The organism is Bacteroides salyersiae WAL 10018 = DSM 18765 = JCM 12988, from assembly GCF_000381365.1.
Taxonomy (GTDB): Bacteria; Bacteroidota; Bacteroidia; order Bacteroidales; family Bacteroidaceae; genus Bacteroides; species Bacteroides salyersiae.
The window spans coordinates 2,017,708-2,041,021 of sequence record NZ_KB905466.1; the positions used below are offsets into that span (position 1 = coordinate 2,017,708).

At 42.9% G+C, this 23,314-nt stretch carries 18 protein-coding genes and 1 tRNA gene; 15 read left to right on the forward strand and 4 right to left on the reverse strand.

The genetic code is table 11. From position 1 onward, the window contains the following. Nucleotides 1-114 precede the first annotated feature (114 nt). The 8 genes from murD to HMPREF1532_RS07655 all read left to right on the forward strand — a co-directional run bounded on the left by murD (nucleotide 115) and on the right by HMPREF1532_RS07655 (nucleotide 9,691). Nucleotides 115-1,449, forward strand: a complete 1,335-nt coding sequence (gene murD, locus HMPREF1532_RS07620) for a UDP-N-acetylmuramoyl-L-alanine--D-glutamate ligase (RefSeq protein WP_005927207.1) — start codon at nucleotides 115-117, stop codon at nucleotides 1,447-1,449. A 37-nt stretch (nucleotides 1,450-1,486) separates the two neighbouring features. Further along, nucleotides 1,487-2,785, forward strand: a complete 1,299-nt coding sequence (locus tag HMPREF1532_RS07625) for an FtsW/RodA/SpoVE family cell cycle protein (RefSeq protein ID WP_005927210.1) — start codon at nucleotides 1,487-1,489, stop codon at nucleotides 2,783-2,785. A 17-nt stretch (nucleotides 2,786-2,802) separates the two neighbouring features. Beyond that, complete coding sequence (gene murG / locus HMPREF1532_RS07630) at nucleotides 2,803-3,924, forward strand: undecaprenyldiphospho-muramoylpentapeptide beta-N-acetylglucosaminyltransferase (RefSeq protein WP_005927213.1); 1,122 nt, start codon at nucleotides 2,803-2,805, stop codon at nucleotides 3,922-3,924. 143 nt (nucleotides 3,925-4,067) lie between these two features. Beyond that, nucleotides 4,068-5,447, forward strand: a complete 1,380-nt coding sequence (gene murC / locus HMPREF1532_RS07635; protein ID WP_044097448.1) for a UDP-N-acetylmuramate--L-alanine ligase — start codon at nucleotides 4,068-4,070, stop codon at nucleotides 5,445-5,447. 45 nt (nucleotides 5,448-5,492) lie between these two features. Then, the gene (locus HMPREF1532_RS07640) at nucleotides 5,493-6,227 is read left to right on the forward strand and encodes a cell division protein FtsQ/DivIB (RefSeq protein ID WP_005927219.1); all 735 of its coding nucleotides are present in this window, start codon (nucleotides 5,493-5,495) and stop codon (nucleotides 6,225-6,227) included. Between the two features lie 139 nt (nucleotides 6,228-6,366). Then, nucleotides 6,367-7,794: a cell division protein FtsA gene (gene ftsA / locus HMPREF1532_RS07645; protein WP_005927225.1), complete on the forward strand. Its 1,428-nt coding sequence runs from the start codon at nucleotides 6,367-6,369 to the stop codon at nucleotides 7,792-7,794. A gap of 59 nt (nucleotides 7,795-7,853) precedes the next feature. After that, entirely contained in the window at nucleotides 7,854-9,152 is a 1,299-nt protein-coding gene (gene ftsZ, locus HMPREF1532_RS07650) for a cell division protein FtsZ (RefSeq protein WP_005927228.1), read from the forward strand. Nucleotides 9,153-9,241: 89 nt separating this feature from the next. Continuing rightward, nucleotides 9,242-9,691 carry a GatB/YqeY domain-containing protein gene (locus HMPREF1532_RS07655; protein ID WP_005927230.1) on the forward strand — a complete coding sequence of 150 codons (450 nt, stop codon included), beginning with the start codon at nucleotides 9,242-9,244 and terminating at the stop codon, nucleotides 9,689-9,691. A gap of 374 nt (nucleotides 9,692-10,065) precedes the next feature. On the opposite strand, the gene recO is transcribed toward HMPREF1532_RS07655, so the two are convergent. Next, nucleotides 10,066-10,794: a DNA repair protein RecO gene (gene recO / locus HMPREF1532_RS07660; RefSeq protein WP_005927232.1), complete on the reverse strand. Its 729-nt coding sequence runs from the start codon at nucleotides 10,792-10,794 to the stop codon at nucleotides 10,066-10,068. Between the two features lie 287 nt (nucleotides 10,795-11,081). Between recO and HMPREF1532_RS07665 the strand changes: the two genes are divergently transcribed. The 5 genes from HMPREF1532_RS07665 (at nucleotide 11,082) to HMPREF1532_RS07685 (ending at nucleotide 15,326) form a co-directional block, all read left to right on the forward strand. Then, nucleotides 11,082-11,153, forward strand: a tRNA-Glu gene (locus tag HMPREF1532_RS07665). A gap of 42 nt (nucleotides 11,154-11,195) precedes the next feature. Continuing rightward, nucleotides 11,196-11,450 carry a 30S ribosomal protein S20 gene (gene rpsT, locus HMPREF1532_RS07670; RefSeq protein ID WP_005927235.1) on the forward strand — a complete coding sequence of 85 codons (255 nt, stop codon included), beginning with the start codon at nucleotides 11,196-11,198 and terminating at the stop codon, nucleotides 11,448-11,450. Nucleotides 11,451-11,653: 203 nt separating this feature from the next. After that, complete coding sequence (gene gyrB, locus HMPREF1532_RS07675; protein ID WP_005927238.1) at nucleotides 11,654-13,621, forward strand: DNA topoisomerase (ATP-hydrolyzing) subunit B; 1,968 nt, start codon at nucleotides 11,654-11,656, stop codon at nucleotides 13,619-13,621. A gap of 214 nt (nucleotides 13,622-13,835) precedes the next feature. Beyond that, a complete protein-coding gene (locus tag HMPREF1532_RS07680; protein WP_005927241.1) occupies nucleotides 13,836-14,273 on the forward strand; it encodes a hypothetical protein in 438 nt (145 codons plus the stop codon). A 24-nt stretch (nucleotides 14,274-14,297) separates the two neighbouring features. Continuing rightward, complete coding sequence (locus tag HMPREF1532_RS07685; protein WP_005927244.1) at nucleotides 14,298-15,326, forward strand: acyltransferase family protein; 1,029 nt, start codon at nucleotides 14,298-14,300, stop codon at nucleotides 15,324-15,326. Nucleotides 15,327-15,612: 286 nt separating this feature from the next. Here HMPREF1532_RS07685 and HMPREF1532_RS07690 read toward each other — a convergent pair whose 3' ends face one another. The 3 genes from HMPREF1532_RS07690 to gpmI all read right to left on the reverse strand — a co-directional run bounded on the left by HMPREF1532_RS07690 (nucleotide 15,613) and on the right by gpmI (nucleotide 19,973). Next, a complete protein-coding gene (locus HMPREF1532_RS07690) occupies nucleotides 15,613-17,652 on the reverse strand; it encodes a hypothetical protein (protein ID WP_005927247.1) in 2,040 nt (679 codons plus the stop codon). A gap of 163 nt (nucleotides 17,653-17,815) precedes the next feature. Continuing rightward, a complete protein-coding gene (locus tag HMPREF1532_RS07695; protein ID WP_005927251.1) occupies nucleotides 17,816-18,397 on the reverse strand; it encodes a DUF3109 family protein in 582 nt (193 codons plus the stop codon). Between the two features lie 61 nt (nucleotides 18,398-18,458). Next, nucleotides 18,459-19,973: a 2,3-bisphosphoglycerate-independent phosphoglycerate mutase gene (gene gpmI, locus HMPREF1532_RS07700; RefSeq protein ID WP_005927254.1), complete on the reverse strand. Its 1,515-nt coding sequence runs from the start codon at nucleotides 19,971-19,973 to the stop codon at nucleotides 18,459-18,461. Between the two features lie 313 nt (nucleotides 19,974-20,286). Between gpmI and HMPREF1532_RS07705 the strand changes: the two genes are divergently transcribed. Further along, nucleotides 20,287-21,213 (forward strand): magnesium transporter CorA family protein, encoded by a 927-nt coding sequence (locus HMPREF1532_RS07705; protein ID WP_005927257.1) that lies wholly within the window; start codon nucleotides 20,287-20,289, stop codon nucleotides 21,211-21,213. A gap of 318 nt (nucleotides 21,214-21,531) precedes the next feature. Next, nucleotides 21,532-23,304 (forward strand): hypothetical protein, encoded by a 1,773-nt coding sequence (locus HMPREF1532_RS07710; protein WP_005927260.1) that lies wholly within the window; start codon nucleotides 21,532-21,534, stop codon nucleotides 23,302-23,304. Nucleotides 23,305-23,314: the final 10 nt, after the last annotated feature.

The following is a 23,314-nucleotide window of genomic DNA, read 5'->3' on the forward strand; positions in this document are numbered from 1 at the left end:
AGCGGCAATGAACCCATAAATAAAACAGAGAGAATTAACCGGATTATTAACCATTAAAGTTTATGTGTTGCCGGTGGCATACGGCCACATCGGTATATCGACACATTATTGAGAATGAAAAGGATTGTAATTTTAGGAGCAGGCGAAAGTGGCGCGGGTGCTGCCGTATTAGCCAAAGTGAAAGGATTCGAGACGTTCGTATCGGACATGTCCGCCATCAAGGACAAGTACAAAGAACTGCTCGACAGCTACGGTATTGCCTGGGAAGAAGGCCATCATACCGAAGAACTGATTCTGAATGCCGACGAGGTAGTTAAAAGCCCGGGTATTCCAAACGATGCTCCGTTGATTCTGAAATTGAAAGAACAAGGCACACCGATTATCTCGGAAATAGAATTTGCCGGACGCTATACGGATGCCAAGATGATCTGCATCACCGGTTCAAACGGAAAGACCACCACCACCAGCCTCATCTATCACATTTTCAAGAGTGCAGGATTGAATGTCGGCCTGGCCGGTAATATAGGCAAGAGTCTTGCCCTGCAAGTAGCCGAAGATAAACACGATTATTATATTATCGAGCTGAGTTCATTCCAACTGGACAACATGTACGATTTCCGTGCCAACATCGCCGTCCTGATGAATATCACACCGGATCATCTGGACCGTTACGACCACTGCATGCAAAACTATATAGATGCGAAATTCCGTATCACCCGGAACCAGACGCAGGACGACGCCTTCATCTTCTGGAACGATGACCCTATCATCAAACGGGAGTTGGAGAAACACGGACTGAAAGCACACCTATATCCATTTGCCGCAGTAAAAGAAGACGGAGTCATTGCCTATGTAGAAGATCATGAGGTAAAGATCAACGAACCGATTGCCTTCAATATGGAACAGGAGAAGCTGGCACTGACCGGACAGCACAATCTATACAACTCACTGGCAGCAGGTATCTCGGCCAATCTGGCGGGAATCACGAAAGATGATATCCGCAAAGCATTGTCCGACTTCAAAGGAGTGGAGCACCGTCTGGAGAAGGTGGCCCGTGTAGGAGGAATCGATTTCATTAACGATTCTAAAGCAACCAATGTCAACTCCTGCTGGTACGCCCTGCAAAGCATGACCACCAAGACAGTCCTCATCCTCGGTGGGAAGGACAAAGGCAACGACTATACGGAAATCGAAGACCTGGTACGCGAAAAATGCTCCGCATTGGTGTACTTAGGATTACATAACGAAAAGCTGCACGCATTCTTCGACCGTCTCGGATTGCCGGTAGCCGATATACAGACCGGCATGAAAGATGCAGTGGAAGCGGCGTACAAGCTGGCCAAAAAGGGCGAGACTGTCTTATTAAGCCCCTGTTGCGCCTCGTTCGACCTCTTTAAGAGCTACGAAGACCGGGGAGATCAATTTAAAGAGTATGTGAGAGAATTATGATTCTCTCATAATTCATAAATTATAATTCATAAATCAAGTGGACTTATTAAAAAACATATTCAAAGGCGACAAGGTAATCTGGATAATCTTCCTTTGCCTCTGCCTCATCTCGATTATCGAGGTGTTCTCGGCAGCGAGCACGCTTACCTATAAAAGCGGAGATCACTGGGGCCCTATCACACAACACTCCATCATACTGATGGTGGGAGCGGTGGTAGTGGTACTCATGCACAACATCCCTTACAAATGGTTTCAGGTGTTTCCAGTCTTCCTGTACCCTGTCTCGGTAGTGCTGTTGGCTTTCGTCACTCTGATGGGGGTTATCACGGGCGACCGTGTCAACGGTGCGGCGCGTTGGATGTCGTTTATGGGTTTACAGTTCCAGCCTTCCGAATTGGCAAAAATGGCGGTGGTCATTGCCGTCTCCTTTATCCTGTCGAAAAAACAGGATGACGAAGGAGCCAATCCGAAAGCATTCAAATACATCCTGATTATTACAGGAATCGTCTGCCTGCTGATTGCCCCGGAAAACCTTTCTACAGCCATGTTGTTATTCGGAGTAGTATTCCTAATGATGTTTATAGGCAGGGTGGCAGCCCGAAAGCTGCTGATGCTGGTAGGTTCACTCGGATTGGTGGGTGTGGTAGGTGTCGTATTCCTGTTGGCTATCCCGAAAGATTCGGACATTCCCTTCCTCCACCGTTTTGATACCTGGAAGAGCCGTATCGTCAACTTCACCGAAAAAGAAGAAGTGCCGGCTGCCAAATTCGACATAGACAAAGATGCCCAGATTGCTCACGCCCGCATTGCGATCGCCACGAGCAATGTAGTAGGGAAAGCACCGGGAAATTCCGTTCAACGTGATTTCCTGAGTCAGGCGTTCTCCGACTTCATCTTCGCCATCATCATAGAAGAACTCGGACTGGTAGGAGGTATATTTGTGGTATGTCTCTATATATGGTTATTGGTACGTGCGGGGCGTATCGCGCAAAAATGCGAACGAACCTTTCCCGCTTTCCTCGTAATGGGGATTGCCTTAATGCTGGTATCGCAAGCCATCTTGAATATGATGGTGGCCGTCGGTCTGTTCCCGGTAACCGGACAGCCTTTGCCACTGATCAGTAAAGGAGGTACTTCGACACTGATAAACTGTGCATATATCGGCATGATACTGAGTGTGAGCCGCTACACTGCCTACCTTGAAGAGCAGAAAGAGCGCAATGCCCAACTACAAATGCAGACAGAAGCAACCGGCACAACAGAAGCGCAGACAGCCGCCGAACCGACTGCACAAGTACTGAACAGTGACGCAGAATTCGAAGAAGAAAAGAAATAGGAAAATTACGAGTTACAATGGAGAAAGAACTTAGAATCATTATCAGTGGCGGAGGTACGGGAGGGCATATCTTTCCGGCCGTATCCATCGCCAATGCCATAAAAGAACAATGTCCGGATGCAAAAATATTGTTTGTAGGAGCCGAAGGACGGATGGAAATGCAACGTGTCCCCGATGCCGGTTATGAGATTATCGGATTGCCGGTAGCCGGATTCGACCGCAAGCATTTATGGAAAAACTTTGCAGTACTCGTAAAGCTGGCTCGCAGCCAATGGAAAGCAAAGAGTATCATCAAAAAGTTCCGTCCGCAGGCAGCAGTGGGAGTTGGCGGCTATGCCAGTGGTCCGACATTGAAAATGGCCGGTATGATGGGAGTTCCGACATTGATACAAGAACAGAATTCGTATGCCGGAGTGACGAATAAATTGTTGGCAAAGAAAGCGCAAAAGATATGTGTAGCCTATGACGGAATGGAAAAATTCTTTCCGGCAGAAAAGATTCTGATGACCGGCAATCCGGTACGTCAAAATTTACTTGACCATGCCCTGAGCCGCGAAGATGCGATACGCGCTTTCGGTCTGGACCCGAATAAGAAAACCATATTGATCTTGGGAGGCAGTTTGGGGGCACGTACTATCAACAACACGCTTATTGCCGGACTGCCGACTCTAAAAAAGAATAACGACATCCAATTTATATGGCAAACCGGTAAGATATACCATCAGCAGGTGATGGAAGCCGTCGGTAGTGCAGGAAGCATTCCGAACTTATACGTAGCGGACTTTATCAAAGACATGGCTACCGCCTATTCGGCTGCCGATCTGGTCATCTCACGCGCAGGCGCCGGTTCCATATCGGAATTCTGTCTACTGAGCAAACCGGTCATCCTGGTGCCTTCGCCTAACGTTGCGGAAGACCATCAAACTAAAAATGCACTTGCACTGGTAAATAAAGGGGCGGCCATCTACGTAAAAGATGCAGAAGCCGAAACAAAACTTTTGCCCGCAGCTTTGGAAACGATAGCCGATACGGCAAAGCTAAAAGACTTAAGCGATCGGATAGCCAAGCTGGCCTTGCCGGACTCGGCAACTATAATAGCGAAAGAGGTTATTAAATTAGCGGTGAGAGAGCAAGAGTAAGGGAGAATAGAGAGGGGAGAAGTAAAAAAAGAGATGAGAAATGGGCGAGTATCTCGCTACTGCATAAAAGAAATGTGAACAAAAAAATGGTGAACAGTTTAATGGTGAATAGTTTAATGTAAACAGTAAATAAGATGGTGAATATCAATATAGATAATATTAAATCGGTGTATTTTGTCGGTGCCGGAGGTATCGGAATGAGCGCACTCGTACGTTATTTCCTCTCTAAAGGGAAATTGGTAGCCGGTTATGACCGCACACCCAGTGAACTGACGGAATGCCTGATAGCTGAAGGGGCGCAGATACATTATGAAGAAGACGTTCATCTGATTCCGGAAGCGTGTAGAGACAGAGAGAATACGCTCGTCGTGTTGACTCCGGCCGTTCCACAAGAGCATGAAGAACTAACCTACTTCCGTGACAATGGTTTTGAAATTCAAAAACGGGCACAAGTGTTGGGTACAATCACGCACTCCAGCAAAGGACTTTGTGTAGCGGGCACACATGGTAAAACCACCACTTCGTCTATGGCTGCCCATCTGCTATATCAGTCACATGTCGGCTGTACGGCTTTTTTAGGAGGTATCTCCAAAAATTACGAAACCAACTTACTGCTTTCGCAGACAAGCCCTTATACCGTAATCGAAGCAGACGAATTCGACCGTTCTTTCCATTGGCTATCTCCTTATATGTCTGTTATCACAGCCACAGACCCCGATCATCTGGATATTTATGGAACAGCCGAAGCGTATCTGGAAAGTTTTGAGCATTACACCACCCTTATCCAACCGGGCGGGGCACTGATTATCCGCAAAGGAATTTCTCTGCATCCTCAAGTGCAACCGGGTGTAAAGGTGTATACTTACTCTCGCGATGAGGGTGATTTTCACGCAGAAAACATCCGTATCGGAAACGGTGAGATCTTTATTGATTTTGTCGGACCGGAGGTACGCATCGAGGATATCCGGTTGGGAGTTCCTGTAAGCATCAACATTGAGAACGGGGTGGCTGCTATGGCCTTGGCGCATCTGAACGGGGTGACGGATGAAGAGATCAAACAGGGAATGGCAAGTTTCCGGGGAGTGGACCGCCGTTTTGATTTTAAAATCAAAAATGACCGTATCGTGTTCCTCAGTGATTATGCCCATCATCCGTCGGAGATCAAACAAAGTGTACTGTCTATCCGCGAGTTATACCGGGATAAGAAAATAACAGCCATTTTCCAACCTCATCTTTATACCCGTACACGCGATTTTTACAAAGACTTTGCAGAGAGCTTGTCTTTACTGGACGAGGTAATCTTAGTAGATATCTATCCGGCACGTGAGCAACCGATACCCGGTGTGACCAGCCAACTGATTTATGACAACCTCCGTCCCGGTATTGAGAAAAGCATGTGTAAAAAGGAGGAGATACTCGATGTATTGAAAAATAAGAAAATAGAAGTTCTTATCACTCTCGGAGCCGGAGATATAGAAAACTATGTCCCTGCCATTACGGAAAAATTAAACACCATGGATTGAACAAATTCCGATTGTAATTTGTCAACCTATCGTAAATATCACATTATGCTGAAACGGATTCTTTTATCTATCGTTCTGTTGCTCATCACTGTCTACCTGGGTGTAGCTGTGACAGTATTCAATCGCAAACCCGCCGATCAGGTGTGCCGTGACGTAGAGCTGATTATCAAAGACACGGTGTATGCAGGCTTTGTCACCAAAGATGAAGTAACCGGTATATTGCAAAAGAAAGGCATCTATCCGGTAGGAAAAAAGATGGAGCGCATACATACGAAAACCCTGGAAAACGAGTTGGACAAGCATCCGCTTATCGATGAGACAGAGTGCTATAAGACCCCCAGTGGCAAGCTTTGCGTGGAGGTCAGACAGCGTATCCCGATCCTCCGTATCATGAGTAATAACGGTGAAAGCTACTATGTAGACAATAAAGGAACGATCATGCCGCCCGAAGCCAAATGCGTAGCCCGGCGAACAATTGTAACCGGAAACGTAGAAAAGTCGTTTGCAATGAGGGATTTATATAAGTTTGGTGTATTTTTGCAGAACAATCCGTTTTGGGATGCACAGATAGAACAGATTCATGTGCTTCCAAGCAAAGATGTAGAACTTGTGCCACGAGTAGGCGACCATATCGTCTATCTTGGAAAACTGGATCAATTTGAAGATAAGCTGGACCGCCTGAAAGTATTCTATAAAAAGGCGTTGAACGAAGTGGGATGGAATAAGTACTCACGTATCAGCCTGGAGTTCAATAACCAGATTATCTGCACAAAAAGATAATACATAATGGGCCAATGGGCTGATATGCCAATGAGCCAATTAAAGAATGAGAAAAGTACTAAATTGAATAATAACCAAATTAAAGCGCCAGCCAATCGGCATATCAGCCGATTGGCAGATTGGCACATTATTTAAATATATGGCAACAACAGAATTTATCGCCGCTATTGAACTGGGTTCATCAAAGGTAACCGGCATTGCCGGAAGAAAGAACAGTGACGGAAGTATGCAGGTGTTGGCTTATGCCAAAGAAGACTCCTCTTCGTTTATACGGAAAGGGGTTATCTATAATCTGAACAAGACAGCCCAAAGCCTCACTTCCATCATCAACAGACTGGAAGGCGATCTGAAAGAATCGATCGCCAAGGTATATGTAGGTATCAGCGGACAGTCACTCCGTACTGTACGGAATGTCGTAAGCCGCGACTTAAAAGAAGAAACACTCATCTCGCAAGAGTTAGTGGATGCCATCTGCGACGAAAATCTGGAAATTCCGTTGATAGACATGGATATACTGGACGTTGCCCCCCAGGAATTTAAAATAGACAATTTTCTTCCGGACACACCGGTAGGAGTGCTCGGCAATCATATTGAAGGACGCTTCCTCAATATCGTAGCCCGCGCCTCTATCAAAAACAATCTGGAACGTTGTTTTGAACAGGCAAAAATAAAAATTGCCGATCTCCTGATCGCACCATTGGTAACCGCCAATGCCGTATTGAGCGAAAGCGAACGCCGTTCCGGATGTGCTTTGGTAGATTTTGGTGCCGATACAACCACTATCTCCGTTTATAAAGGCAACATACTTCGTTTCATGACCGTACTCCCGTTGGGTGGTAACTGTATCACCCGTGACATCACCTCTTTGCGGATAGAAGAAGAGGAAGCGGAATCGCTGAAAATAACGTATGCCGATGCCACCTATGAAGAGGAAGGTGAAGAGAAAGCGACCTGCCAACTGGAAGACGAGGAACGAACCATCGAACTGGGCATACTGAACGACATCATCGGTGCACGTGTGGAAGAGATTATCGACAACGTATGGAATCAGATACAGTTATCCGGTTACGACGACAAGCTTCTGGCCGGTATCATCATTACAGGCGGAACAGCCAATCTGAAAAATCTGGATGAGGTGCTCCGCAAGAGGACCAAGATCGATAAAGTGCGAATAGCACGCAATATCCGTAACACCATATACGCTGACGGAGACCTGATAAAGAAGGACGGAACACAGAATACGCTGTTCGGCCTTTTGTTTGAAGGAAAAGAAAACTGCTGCCTTGTAGAGACACGCCCTGTCACCCCGCCACCTGCCGCAACCGAACCGGTAAATATGTTCGAAGAGGACGAAGCGCTGAAAGAACAGGAAGCCGCCGCCCGTGAAGCGAAAAAGAGAAGAGAAGAAGAGGACAAGCGCCGAAAGGAAGAAGAAAAACGCCGCAAAGAGGAGGAAAAGAAAAAGAAAGAAGAAGCCCGTAGAAAGAAGAAAGAAGGACCGAGCTGGTTTGAAAAAACCTTCAATAAAATCTCCAACGAAATTTTCTCTGATGACGACATGAAATAAGAGAATGAACGGTGGAAACGAGCAAATAACAAATTGTAAATTATAAAACAGTAAATATTATGACGGACGAGATAGTACAATTCGATTATCCTCAAGACTCACCTAAGATCATCAAAGTGATCGGGGTAGGCGGAGGCGGAGGTAATGCCGTAAATCACATGTATAAAGAAGGTATACATGACGTAACATTCGTTCTCTGCAATACGGATCATCAGGCACTGGCCGACTCTCCGGTACCGGTCAAGCTACAGTTAGGTAAAGAAGGATTAGGAGCCGGTAACCGCCCGGCACGCGCACGCGAAGCAGCCGAAGAGAGCCTGGAAAGCATCAAAAGCATGCTGAATGACGGTACCAAAATGGTATTCATCACCGCCGGAATGGGAGGTGGTACAGGTACGGGTGCCGCGCCGATCATTGCCAAGACAGCCAAAGAAATGGATATTCTCACCATCGGTATCGTTACCATACCGTTCCGTTGGGAAGGTGACAAGAAAATCGACCAGGCATTAGACGGTGTCGAGGAAATCAGCAAGCACGTAGACGCATTGCTGGTGATCAACAACGAAAAGTTAAGCGAAATATATAATGACCTTTCCGTAGACGATGCTTTTGACAGAGCGGACGATACCCTCTCGATAGCCGCCAAGAGTATCTCGGAGATCATTACCCTGCACGGAAAAGTCAACCTCGACTTTAACGATGTAAAGACGGTGCTGAAAGACGGTGGCGTAGCCATCATGAGTACCGGATACGGGGAAGGGGAAGGACGCGTAAGCGCTGCCATACAGAATGCGCAGCACTCACCGTTGCTAAACAACAACAACATATTCGACTCCAAGAAAGTATTGCTGAACGTCTCTTACAGTTCTCAGCACAAACTGATGATGAATGAGATGGACGAGGTAAAGGAATTTATGAACCGTTTCAGTCGTGATTTTGAGACCAAGTTTGGTATCGCTATTGATGACAGCCTGGGCGATCAAGTGAAAATCACTTTGCTGGCTACCGGATTCGGTATTCAGGACATTCATATGAAAGAAATGGATAACCGCATCTCGCAACGTAGCGTCGAAGAGCAACAACGTCTTGCAGAGCTGGAAGAAAAAGAGGAGGAAAGACGCAACCGCCGCGAAAGATTTTATGATGATAAAGGAGGTAACAAACAGAGAAAGCGCCGCCATATTTATATCTTCAGCGCAGAAGATCTTGACAATGAAGACATCATCGCCATGGTAGAAAGTACCCCGACTTACCTGCGCAACAAGACAACCATAGATAAAATCAGAGGCAAAGCATCCTTGAAAGAGGAAATCACTCCTGAAGAAGCGGTGGATGAAAGCGGACTAATCACTTTTTAAGGGGAGAAAAGAGCATGGAGAGGGAAGAAGGAAAAAAGACCCTTCAACTTAATCGCGAATAATAAACAGCTAAATAGTAATATAGAATCATGGATTTATTTGAAAGAGTCAGCGAAGACATTAAAAACGCAATGAAGGCGAAAGACAAAGTAGCCCTTGAAACATTGAGAAACGTAAAGAAATTCTTCCTTGAAGCTAAAACTGCTCCGGGGGCTAACGATACTTTGACAGATGATGCAGCACTGAAAATCATTCAGAAGCTCGTGAAACAAGGAAAAGATTCTGCGGAAATTTACATCGGACAAGGCCGTCAGGATCTTGCAGAAGGTGAATTGTCACAAGTGAGAGTAATGGAAGCTTATCTGCCCAAACAAATGACACCGGAAGAACTGGAAGCCGCACTAAAGGAAATTATTGCCGAAACGGGTGCCACCAGCGGTAAGGACATGGGCAAAGTTATGGGAGTAGCTTCTAAGAAACTCGCCGGCTTGGCCGAAGGTCGTGCCATCTCTGCAAAAGTAAAAGAGCTCCTGGGATAATCACATTTTCCGTACAGGAAGGCTCGGGAATCGAAAAAATAGAGAAAAACAGGGTATTCCTGTTGTTTTTACTCCCTTCACCTGCTTCACCTTTTTGGGCAATCGCCCTATCCATCGGCGATACAGGGTGAAGGGTCGTTACATTTTTATGCATAGTGCAAAATCTTCCCGGAAACGGTATCTATCACCTCTAAGCACCGTACATACAGACTGAATGGACAGTGCTTACGATTGCCGATATGCCGCCATACCTTTCTCCCGCAGACTTTTGGGGTAGGCCCTTCACCCTATATAGCCGATGAATAAGGCGTTTACCTCTAAAAGGTGAAGCGGGTGAAGGGGGCAAAAACAAACAGGATAAAACCGGAATAAAGTCAATCGAACAGCTCTTTTAATACATCTAAGGATTTTAGTACCGGAAAGTCAGGCAGATGGAGCCGGTAATATTCATTAATGATCGTAAGGCAACGCGCCCGTTCCAAACGGTTCATACCGAAAAGATGCATTGTGTCATAATTCATCCGCATCAGCACTATCAGCCGGGAAGCCTCCTGTGGAGTGATATAAGAAGAATGCAACTGTGGCCGCAACGAAGTAAAACAGGCATTCAGCATATCAAAATAATCTCCGTCATGATAATCCTCCAAATTAGGATATAATCCCAAAAAACGGGAAAGACGCATTAAAAACACCAAATGGAAATTAGCAAACCCCTCGCGGCATTCGTCCAGCCAAGTGATGGAATGTACCAGATAAGCAAACAACGGCCGATTCTCTGCCTCTTCACGAACCGCACGATAAAGGAACTCGGCCAAGAAAAGCGCAATAGACGATTTATAAGGATCGTAAGGTATCGAAGAGAAAGGGAAAAAAGACTTCGCTTCTTTTATTTTATAAAGAGTGGCATTGGGACGGAAATCGGCTTCAATCTCTATCAAGGAAAGAGGTTGAAACAATACGGACTTTACCGCCGATTTCCTTGAACGCGGCACCGGAACCAAAAAAGAAACACGCCCCGACAGCTCGGTATACATCTCAACAATATTGGATGTATCATTGTATTTTAGCGTATGAAGAACTATTCCAACCGTTTTTTGTAACATTTTTCTTTCGTTTCAATTGATCGCAAAACTACAAAAAAAAGACGAGAAGTAATAAGGCTACGCTCTATAACCCCAAAAAACAAAGAAAAAAAAGAAAATTTTTCCTTGCGTTATCTCACTGATAATCAAAACCAAAAAACGTACAAAGGGGAAAAGCGCTCCATTTCTATGAAAATTTTTCCAGTGAAATATTTGCTAATTCAAAAAAAGTATCTACCTTTGCATCCGCAATCGAGAAACAAACACTCGAAAAGCGAAAAAGAAACGGAAACGTTTCACCAAATGATGGCCCGTTCGTCTATCGGTTAGGACGCAAGATTTTCATTCTTGAAAGGGGGGTTCGATTCCCCCACGGGCTACAATTAAAAAAATAAACGAATTAAAAAAACAGATTAGTCGAGATGGCAAATCACAAATCATCACTTAAGAGAATCAGACAAGAAGAAACAAGAAGACTTCACAACAGATATTATGGTAAAACCATGAGAAACGCTGTTAGAAAGCTTCGCTCAACTACTGATAAAGCAGAAGCTACTGCTATGTATCCTGGTGTTACAAAAATGCTGGATAAGTTGGCTAAAGTGAATATTATTCACAAAAACAAAGCAAGCAATTTAAAATCTAAATTGGCGATTTATATCAATAAACTTGCTTAATACAAGAATTTAGCAATACTTCATACAACACAGAGACTGAGCTTTTTAGCTTGGTCTTTTGTGTATTACAACAAGTCCAAAACCATATTCTCACGGTTCTCCCCTCCCCCTTTCTCCAATTCTTGTTTTTTCACCCTTTATTCTTCCTCAATTCATTTTTTTTTGCTATTTTTGCTCTGTTATTATAACTTAGAAAGGTAATTATGAGCGAAGACTTAATTCCCCAAGTTCCCCAGAACGAAGGATCGTATTCTGCCGATAGCATCCAGGTATTAGAAGGCTTGGAAGCAGTGCGTAAACGCCCCGCGATGTACATCGGCGACATCAGCGTAAAGGGACTTCATCACTTGGTATATGAAATCGTTGATAACTCTATTGATGAAGCATTAGCAGGTTATTGCGACCACATTGAAGTAACCATCAACGAAGACAATTCAATCACCGTACAGGACAATGGACGCGGTATCCCCGTAGATTTCCATGAAAAAGAACAGAAATCAGCATTGGAAGTAGCAATGACAGTGCTTCATGCCGGTGGTAAGTTCGACAAAGGTTCGTATAAAGTTTCCGGTGGTCTGCACGGTGTAGGTATGTCTTGTGTAAACGCACTGTCTACCCACATGGTTACCCAAGTCTACCGTAACGGTAAGGTTTATCAGCAAGAGTATGAAATAGGAAAACCGCTTTATCCTGTAAAGGAGGTAGGTGTATCGGAACATACCGGAACCAGACAGCAATTCTGGCCGGACAATACGATCTTTACCGAAACGGTCTACAAATATGAGATATTGGCAGGCCGCATGCGCGAACTTGCTTACCTGAACGCCGGTATCAAAATCACACTGACAGACCGTCGTACTGTAAATGCTGAAGGACAGTTCAAACAGGAGGTATTCTATTCGGAAGAGGGCTTGAAGGAGTTCGTCCGTTATCTGGAATCATCACGTGATCACCTGATCAATGATGTCATCTATCTGAACACGGAAAAACAAGGTATCCCTATCGAAGTGGCTATCATGTATAATACCGGATTCTCCGAAAGCATCCATTCGTACGTAAACAACATCAATACCATTGAAGGCGGTACGCACTTGGCCGGTTTCCGCCGTGCGTTGACGCGTACGCTCAAAAAATATGCCGAAGACAGCAAAATGCTGGAAAAGGTAAAAGTGGAGATTGCCGGAGATGACTTCCGTGAAGGTTTGACAGGTGTCATTTCCGTGAAAGTAGCCGAACCGCAATTTGAAGGACAGACCAAAACGAAGTTAGGAAACAACGAAGTGATGGGAGCCGTAGACCAAGCTGTAGGTGAAGCTCTCTCCTACTATCTGGAAGAGCACCCGAAAGAAGCCAAACAAATTGTCGACAAAGTGATTCTTGCCGCAACCGCCCGTCATGCAGCTCGCAAGGCACGTGAAATGGTGCAACGCAAATCACCGATGTCCGGCGGCGGACTTCCCGGTAAGCTGGCCGACTGTTCGGACAAAGATGCTACCAAATGCGAGTTGTTCCTTGTCGAGGGAGACTCGGCCGGCGGTACTGCCAAACAGGGCCGTAACCGTGCATTCCAAGCAATCCTGCCTTTACGCGGCAAGATTCTGAACGTAGAGAAAGCTATGTATCACAAAGCTCTTGAGAGCGAGGAAATACGTAATATCTACACAGCATTGGGGGTCACTATCGGAACAGAAGAAGACAGTAAAGCTGCCAATATCGATAAATTGCGTTACCACAAGATCATCATCATGACCGATGCCGACGTCGATGGTTCACACATCGACACGCTGATCATGACGTTCTTCTTCCGCTATATGCCACAAATCATACAGAATGGTTATCTGTACATCGCCACTCCTCCGCTCTACCTGTGCAAAAAAGGTAAAATAGAAGAGTATTGCTGGACAGACGCACAACGTCAGAAATTCATCGATACCTATGGCGGCGGTTCTGAAAACGCTGTTCACACCCAACGTTATAAAGGTTTGGGTGAAATGAACGCCCAGCAATTATGGGAAACAACCATGGATCCGGAAAACCGTATGCTGAAACAGGTAAATATCGAAAACGCAGCCGAAGCCGATTACATCTTCTCCATGTTGATGGGTGAAGATGTAGGTCCGCGCCGCGAATTCATAGAAGATAATGCAACGTATGCAAATATCGATGCATAATACGTTTTTATAAACCAACCTCACATCTTACAACGAAGAAGCGCCGGCAGCAAAGGAAAATCCTTTGAGCCGGCGCTTTTCTTTATAAGACACGGAAAAGCTAATCCATCCGAAAAAGAATCATTTATTTTTATTCTATAAAAATTTAGTACAAGCGGCACATATTCCCGTTTTTTTAGTATTTTTGTTTACAGTATTCAAAAAGGAGGTTCACATGAAAGCGACTACGGCATTCAAAAGTACATTTATCAGCTTGCTATTTTGCATCCCTGCTATTCCTGTATTTGCGCAATCCGTCCCAATAGTTGGAGAGACATATGCTCCATCCCCAAAGCAGCTGAGCCCTGCCGATATAAATCTTCCCAACAATTTATTCCGTTGGGAACCTACATATCTACAGACATTAGCTAACCAAAAAGCTATGACAAACCAACACATTCCCTATTTAAGTTTAAATGAAATTAAAGAGAAGAAAGATGTATTCCCTAAAACCCGTCTTTCTTATCACTTAAACACATCTCCCATGACTTTTACAGACACCCTTTTAGGATTGATTAGTGTGGCAACCGAACTTTGGTGTAGCCATTATTACGGAAGAACCGGATCTGATATCTCCACCGCTATTCCCACAACACAAAGCAATACTTTTTAAACCAATCCTCAAATTAGTATTAAAATGCAATCCGACAATAAAAGAATCACCTTTTTAGACATTACAAAATGTTTCGCCATTTTTTGTGTTATACTTGGCCATGTCATTCAACAAACATTTCCGGGAGACCCATACCATGATAGTTGGCTATTTCAATTCATTTATTCATTTCATATGCCGCTTTTCATGGTAGTCAGCGGGTATTTCATGGAGAAGGCGTTCGCAATGTCTCCTCTATATTTTCTCAAAAGAAGGTCTATCCAATTATTACTCCCCACCTTAACCTTCTCTATATTATTCATCCTGTTTCACAATATCATATACACCCGTTTTACAGATAAAGACAGTATCAATTTCTTTGCATATTTATCCGGAGGCTGGATGTGGTTTTTGAAATATCTATTCATCTGCGCGGTTATTGCATATGCAAGTAAAAAGATATTCCGCAACGATATTTTAGCTGCATCTCTACCTACAATACTATTAATTATACTGACTCGTACCACCATATTCAGATTATTACCCTTCTTATGGCTTGGGTATTTCCTTCATAAATACAATGACAGGTTATTTAGGCGTCCCTTAGTCCCCCTCATAGGCAGTCTGATATTTTTCATATTCTTTTTAATCTTTTGGAAAGGAGATTATGACGCCGCTTATCGCATCATTTTCTTCAAAGATGCAGTCAGATTTGACATGCAGAATTTCATCATAACACTCATCCGTTTAGGAGTAGGAGCAGCCGGTAGCATATTCTTTATCGCATTATTCAAAATACTGCTGGAAAGAATAAAAGGTGGAAAACTATTGCAGTTATGTAGCGAAACAGGAAGAAACACATTGGGCATTTATTGTATACAAATCTATCTATTGGAGTTTGGTTTAGAACATATAGCATTCAGATTTAACTTTCCCGGAGCAGTAATCGCCCAATTAGTTTATGCCATCATCGTATTAATCCTTTGCGATGCCCTTGTCCGTCTCGTCAACAAGAACAAATGGACAGCACTGTTTATGCTGGGACGCTGGACTCATAAGTCACAGACGAATTAAAAAGTATTTAACTTAAAGAGTATATCTATTTTAAATCCAAACAAATCCATAGACACGACCCTTAAAACAGGAGAATGTATCGAGACTCAATCTCAGAGAAAATAAACTTTTAATCTAAAACTTGACAATCCTCATCCGCAATAAAAAGAGCCATATCTTTACTCAAAAATAGAGTATAATATGGCTCTTTTATATTCACCAGTTATAGCCTGTAACTTTTCTGAGGATTCATTTTAGTTCTGACAACCTCTCACAAAAAACAATCCGACTAAAGATACCTTAAAAATCACTGCCTGAAAAAACGTTCTGTCCTTCCGGGCGAAAACAATTCCCAAAGAGAAGCGACCGTCCATCCCGGAGCAAAAATATCATTATAAAAACCTTTACCATTACGACCATAATCCCAATTGGTGTGTTGCACTACCTCCGGATAATATCCCGTTTTTGCAATGCCGCAAAAATGCCCCTTATGAGGAAGAAGTTGACGCATAGAGGTACTCATCACCGCAGCAAACTGAGAAAAACGGGGCTCGCCATATTCCTTCGAAAGCCAGTTGAGAATAGAAGCAAATTCAAAAACAAATACATCGATGTGATTATTTTCGACGGAGACATTGCCCCAACCACGAGTTTTAAACCCCAAGTCACCCAACATCTGCCCCGGTGCAAAGGGTACATCCCAAGTATAGTACCAGGAAAGGGCGAAATAGGCAGCTTTCTTAGCCAAAGCAGCATAATGCTCCCTTTCGGCTCCTTTGGAAACCAATGCCAGATAATAGGCAGCAGTAGAAGCATAAAGCGAAGCCTCCTTATCCTCACAGTTTGCATCCAGTGTAGACGAAAAGTAATCTGATTTTGAGATCAATTCTTTCTCCAGATAATTTACGGTACGCTTGGCACTCTCGAGATAACGTTTATCTTTGAAATATCGGGCCCCCATTACCAAAGGAAGTGTAGCCGATGGAGTACTCCCCCCACTCTTATCCGTAATGGTAAAGTCATCCTTAAACTTACGTGGAAAACTGCCATTCTCATTCTGGAGTTTCAAGAACATATCGAGCATCGTTTTCAAACGCTTTTCCCATTCGGAGTGTTTCCGCCCTCTCTCCTTTTCATATTGCAGATAATGCAACAAAGCATAAATCCCCTCTGACTGACGACGTATACTATGCATTTCACCAAAATCGCCCTGGTGATAGTCCACACGCTCATTGAAGAACCCAGACTCAGAGAAACCCTCCTCCAGATAGCTGTCGATAACTGCATTAGCATTTTGAACCAATTCTGCACGCTGATTTGCTTCTCCATATTCCAAAGCATTGAAGGCATTCAACAATGTGCGACCTACAAAACCGATTTCTGCCACAGAACCACTCTCACAAGTAGCCGTAAGTAAGCCTTCGCCAGAAAAGTAATTGGTAGCATTGCCACTTACATAACTCTCCACAAAGAAATTACTCATCACCTCTTTCATCTTATCCTCCGAATAGGGCGTCTCTACCGGCTGTGGTTTATAAGTGTCATAGCAATACTCCCAAGCCCGCTGTACAAACTGAGAAAAATCCTCACTTTTATCGTTGCGAAGTTCCCACACAAGGGAGATACTCTCCCCTTTAGCCAGTTTCTGAAAAGCCTCTACGGCAGATGCCAGCGTAAGTTTACGGATGTATGTTTTGGGAGCTTCCCGGAAAGGGAATCCGAAAGCGAGATAAGAGATACCACCTACATTCTCGAAACCCGTATATCCGACTGAAGTCTTTCCAGAGAGAATCACCTCTCCTTCTTTATGGGTAGTCAAAGCATCCGTATCGTAGGTTGCCAGACGAATCACCGACATTGATTCGCCACTCTGTTCATTAAAAATAGCCGTCAAAGGAGAGCTCAACCGATCCTCACGTACCACCCAACTATCAGAGGTGTGAAAAGAGGGTGCTTCCTGGGGCGAACGCAAATTACGCCGATACCAAAAACCCGGTAAATAGAACTGACAGTCTTTATGATGAAATCCGGTTTTCACCTGCTGGCCGTAATTGAAATAAACGTCTTCCAATGCGGTTAAAAAGACAGTGATCCGTTCTCCATTATCACATTTTTCTACTTTCTGGAAAATATTCACCGGCAGTTTCTCTGTTCCAGCCAACTCGTAATCAAAGTAATTACCAACCAACCTCTGCATCTTGAGTGCATGAACTTCTGCCGAATTCCCAGGAACCTTTAATGCCAACGTAGCCGATACAGACTCCGGAGTATAATTGACTGCCCCCAACATTGCTATACCCGACAACGCTACCGCACAACAAAAAAATCGTTTAATCATTGCATTCATGTTCATTTATCTTTTTATTGAATATATACTTTGAAATAAACTTAATAAAGATAAGCTTAATGAATACAAAGATAAAGGCAATGAAGGCTTACAAATAAAACAAAAATTCCAATATATAAAACTATATAGTCAAATTCGCTTTTAAAAGAATATTTAAAGGGGATCAAATAATTCCTTGGGTCTCTAACTCCCGCGCTGTAAGTTCCAATTCTTCATACCATGCTTTTCCGAACTTACGAATCAACGGTTCTTTCAAGAATTTATAAACAGGCAGATTTTCTTTTCTACCAAGCAATACCGCCGCCTTGCAAACATCCCAACGATGATAATTTACCGCTTTATAAGACCCATAATTTCCGACACGGATCGGGTATAAATGACATGAAACAGGTTTATAGAAATCAACCTTCCCGGCACGATAAGCTTTCTCTATTGCACAATAGCAGCAACCTTTCTCATCATAACAGGTAAATACACAATCTTTATTATTCACGATGGAAGTCACCAAGTCTCCCTCTTGATCCGTATATACCACCCCCTGCTCTTCAATCACCCTACGCGCTTCAGGTGACAATTCGTCCCAAATCGCAGGAAGTGCTTCTTCCAGTTTGGCTACTTCTTCCAATTCTACCGGCGCCCCGGCATCTCCTTCAATACAACATTCGCCTTTACAAGCATCCAGATTGCAAAGGAACTTCTCGCGAAACACATCAAAACTTACTACAACGTTGTCGATCTGAATCATAATCTTATTCGAAAAAAAGGGCGGATAGAAACCCGCCCTCATTATAATATAAGGATCGTTCTTACTTAATCAATACCTTGCCATTCATTTCGGCAGGGACTTCAAGGCCCATAATTTTCAAAATAGTAGGCGCTACATCGGCCAAGCGTCCATTTTCTACCTTAGCGTTCTTATTCTCTGTAACATAAACACAAGGAACAGGATTCAAAGAGTGGGCTGTATTCGGAGTGCCATCTTCATTCAATGCATGATCGGCATTACCATGATCGGCAATAATGATGGCTTCATAACCTTGTGCTTTAGCAGCTTCGACCGTTTCTTTGACACAAGCATCTACTGCAACCACTGCCTTTTCGATTGCCTCATAAATACCGGTATGCCCTACCATATCACCGTTTGCATAGTTCACAACGATGAAATCATACTTATTCTCATTAATGGCAGCTACCAATTTATCTTTTACTTCATAAGCACTCATTTCCGGCTTCAAATCATAGGTTGCCACCTTAGGCGAAGGAACCAGAATACGGTCTTCGTTTTCATAAGGAGTTTCACGACCACCATTGAAGAAGAAAGTTACATGAGCGTACTTTTCTGTTTCAGCGATATGAAGCTGTTTCAAACCTTTGGCTGCCAGATATTCACCCAAAGTATTCATTACGTTCTCCTTATCAAACAATATATGAACTCCTTTGAAAGAAGCGTCATACGGAGTCATACAGTAGTATTGCAATCCGGGTATGGTATGCATTCCCGCTTCCGGCATATCCTGTTGGGTAAGAACCACGGTCAATTCTTTGGCACGATCGTTACGATAATTAAAGAAAATAACCACATCACCTTCTTTGATCGTACCATCTACATTGGCGTTTACAATCGGTTTGATAAATTCATCGGTAATCCCTTCATCATAAGACTCCTGCATAGCTTGGACCATATCCGACGCTTTTTTTCCCACACCGTTCACCAACAGATCATAAGCTTCTTTTACACGCTCCCAACGTTTATCACGGTCCATAGCATAGTAACGTCCGATGATAGAAGCTATCTTACCGGCAGACTTTGCACAATGCGCTTCCAGTTGTTCGATAAAACCTTTACCGCTTTTAGGATCTGTATCACGGCCATCCATGAAACAGTGTACATACGTATTCTCAATACCGTATTCTTTGGATATATCGCAAAGTTTGAAAAGATGGTCCAATGAACTATGCACACCACCGTCTGAAGTCAGCCCCATGAAATGAATATTCTTCCCGTTTTCTTTAGCATAAGTGAAAGCAGAAACGATTTCGGGATTCTTCATGATACTGTTGTCACGGCAAGCCAGATTGATTTTCACCAAATCCTGGTAAACCACACGTCCGGCACCAATATTAAGATGACCGACTTCCGAGTTCCCCATTTGTCCATCCGGCAAACCAACATTCTCACCGCTTGCCTGTAACTGAGAATGAGGATATGTTTTTACTAAATAATCCCAATAAGGAGTAGGAGTATTGAAAATTACATCATCTTTCCCCTGGTCGCCTATTCCCCAACCATCAAGGATCATTAAAAGGGCTTTCTTACTCATAATATCTATAAATTAAATTGATTTTTATACTCATTCTTAATTTCGGGCGCAAAGTTACAAAAAAACAGCTGTTAACAGACTCTGTTTATCTATAAATTACCTAATATTCGATACTTTACGCAAAAAGAAAAAGGAAAATACAGGCAGTACAGAATAAAATCCGTACTTTTGCCTCGCTTAAAAAATAGATGAATATAAATATGGACGATTCAAACCCGCGAACGTGCAACAGTATTAACTAAAGCGAACAGAGCCATACAAGTGTCATGATGCCTCTGTTCGGATTAAAAAACAAACGAAAGGAGGCAATAAGATGAGAAAGTATCTTTATTGTGAGGCTGGCTTTGTGGAAAAATCACAATGGCTCCCCAATAGTTGGGTAAATGTAGTATGCCCCGATGCTAATGATTTTGAATTCCTGACCAAAGAACTACAAGTTCCCGAGTCTTTTCTAAATGACATCGCCGATACCGATGAACGTCCCCGTACAGACACTGAAGGCAATTGGCTATTGACAATCTTACGTATTCCCGTACAGAATAATCAAAACGGTATCCCATTCAGTACAGTACCTATCGGTATTATCACCAACAACGAAATCATCGTTTCCGTATGCTATCATAACACGGAATTACTTCCGGACTTCATAGAGCATACCCGTCGGAAAGGTATCGTTGTACGCAATAAACTGGATTTGATCTTGAGATTAATCTATTCCTCTGCCGTATGGTTTCTGAAATATCTGAAACAGATCAATGTAGATATCACTGCTGCAGAAAAAGAATTGGAAAAGAGTATTCGCAATGAAGACTTGCTCCGCCTGATGAAACTGCAAAAAACACTTGTATATTTCAATACATCCATCCGTGGTAATGAAGTGATGATCGGTAAATTGAAGAGCATTTTTCAGGACACAGACTATCTGGATCAGGAACTGGTAGAAGACGTTATCATTGAATTAAAACAGGCATTTAATACAGTCAACATCTACAGTGATATTCTTACAGGTACAATGGACGCTTTTGCTTCCATTATTTCCAACAATGTGAATGCCATCATGAAACGCATGACAAGCTTGTCTATTACGTTGATGATACCAACGTTGATAGCAAGTTTTTACGGTATGAATGTCGATATCCATATTGACGAAATCCCTCATGCTTTCGTCTGGATAGTACTGGCTTCTGCCATATTATCTGCACTGACATTCATTGTTTTCAGAAAAATTAAATGGTTCTGAATAACTTTCAGCACAAATACAAGCATCTTACCACACTATTATTTTAACTAAACGAAGCAAACGTTTCCACAGATAATAAAATCGTCCGGATGAAAAAGGCAATCAATTTCATCCGGACACTAAAAAATAGAAAAATAACGTCTAAGCGGTCTAAAATCATGTCTAAACATAAATAAGAAGTGCCTAACTATAACATATTGTCTTCTTACCCAATAAATTATAAAACACTTTTTAACCCCAAAATTTGCCACATTCAGTAATATTGTCTATTATTGCAAATAAAATTATATTAGCGTTAAAAACCCAAAGCAAACATTTATGGAAAAAAGACACTTAAGACTCATACCTATCGTCCTTTCCGCTTCATTATTTACATTTTCCTGTGTAGATAATGATTACGATCTGACCGATGACATTGATCTCACGATTCAAGTAGGAGGCAGTGAATTCGCTATTCCCGGAGGAGAAACAGAACCGATTCTGCTTAGTAAAATTCTGGACATAGAGGAAGACGGCGTTGTCAAGACAGATGAATACGGCAATTATTACTTATGGCAAGAAGGCTCAGAAACGACTACCAATATTTCAGTAGATGATTTTGAGATAAACAGTCCCGACATCAATCCAATAAATCAAGTGTTGAATTTCAACCTTCCATCTATAGGCGGTGTTCAGGAAAATCTTCCTCCTATCACTTTGGATGAAATGACTACAAATTTCAAACTTGACGGAACAGAACTTCCCAAAGAAATCAAATCTCTGTCTCTTATCAGTATGGACATGGAAGCCGTCGTTCATTTTTCATTTGAACCAGCTATTGCTGAAAACTTATACTTAGAAGTCATTAACCTGCAATTCCCGGAGTTCATACAATCATCTCGATTAACTCATGGACTTTTACAACTTGAAAATGAAAAAGCCAACAGGATAGATGGACTGTCTGTCACAGTACCTATTGATGGAATAGATTGCAGGCAAGATGGCGTCAGATTCGAAGGAGGCAATATCCTTATTGAGGGAAATATTTCTTTGACAGGTGAGGTAACTATTAATACCGGAGAAATCCTTGTAGGTGAGGGGCCTGCTTCCGTTACATTGAAAGTTGATATCACCCTGCAAGATAAACAGACTAAAAAACAAATCATCAAAATAAAAAGTATAGTAGGTAAAGTGGAACCGGATATCGACATCACTATTGACCCGGTAACTATATCCGGATTGCCCGATTTCTTGGATGACGAAAGAGTTACCCTGTCGGTAGAAAAGCCCATGATATTCTTCACAGCCAATAATAATACACCTGTAGCAGCCCAAGTAAAAGGTGAAATCACTTCTTATATCACTAAAGATAATCAAAAGGAACAACTTGGAGATCCTGTGAATCATCCTGTTAAATTCGATTTTACAATAAATAAGGAAACAGAAGAAAAGTTCTGTCTTTTGCCACCGGATGTACCGACAGATATTGAAGGAGTTACTACTTTTGTCGAAGTGGAAAATTTACCTACCTTGATTTCAAGAATACCGGATTTATTTGAATTCGAAGTAACCGCTGAAGCAATCCAGGCCGAAACGGAAATCCAACTAAACCATACTTATGGCATTACCACCGATTATGATGTCAATGTACCTTTTGTTTTCGGTAAAGACGTTACTCAAATTGTTTATAAAGACAGCGTAGACGGATGGTATGAAGACCTAAAAGACTATGAAATAAAACAAGTAAACGCAACAGCCACAGCTGTTAATAAAATACCGTTAGGATTGAACTTTACAGCGAAAGCACTGACTGTAGATGCTCAAGGTAATCCGGAAGAATTAAAAGGCGTAACAGTCACTGTAAAAGTTGACGGAGAGAAGGACGGTATCATCAAAGCCGGTAAAAACAATGTAGCCGCCGAAAGCGCATTAGTCATCGAAATAAAAGAAACAACCGCCGGTGCAGTTAAGAAATTAGACGGATTGGCTTTCGAGATCGTTGCAGCCTCAGGAACAGACGCCCAAGGACAACAACTAAACGAAAATCAAACGTTACAGTTAAAAAATGTCCGATTGAAAGTACCTGGCGGTGCAATTGTTGATTTGAATTAATTTGAAGATG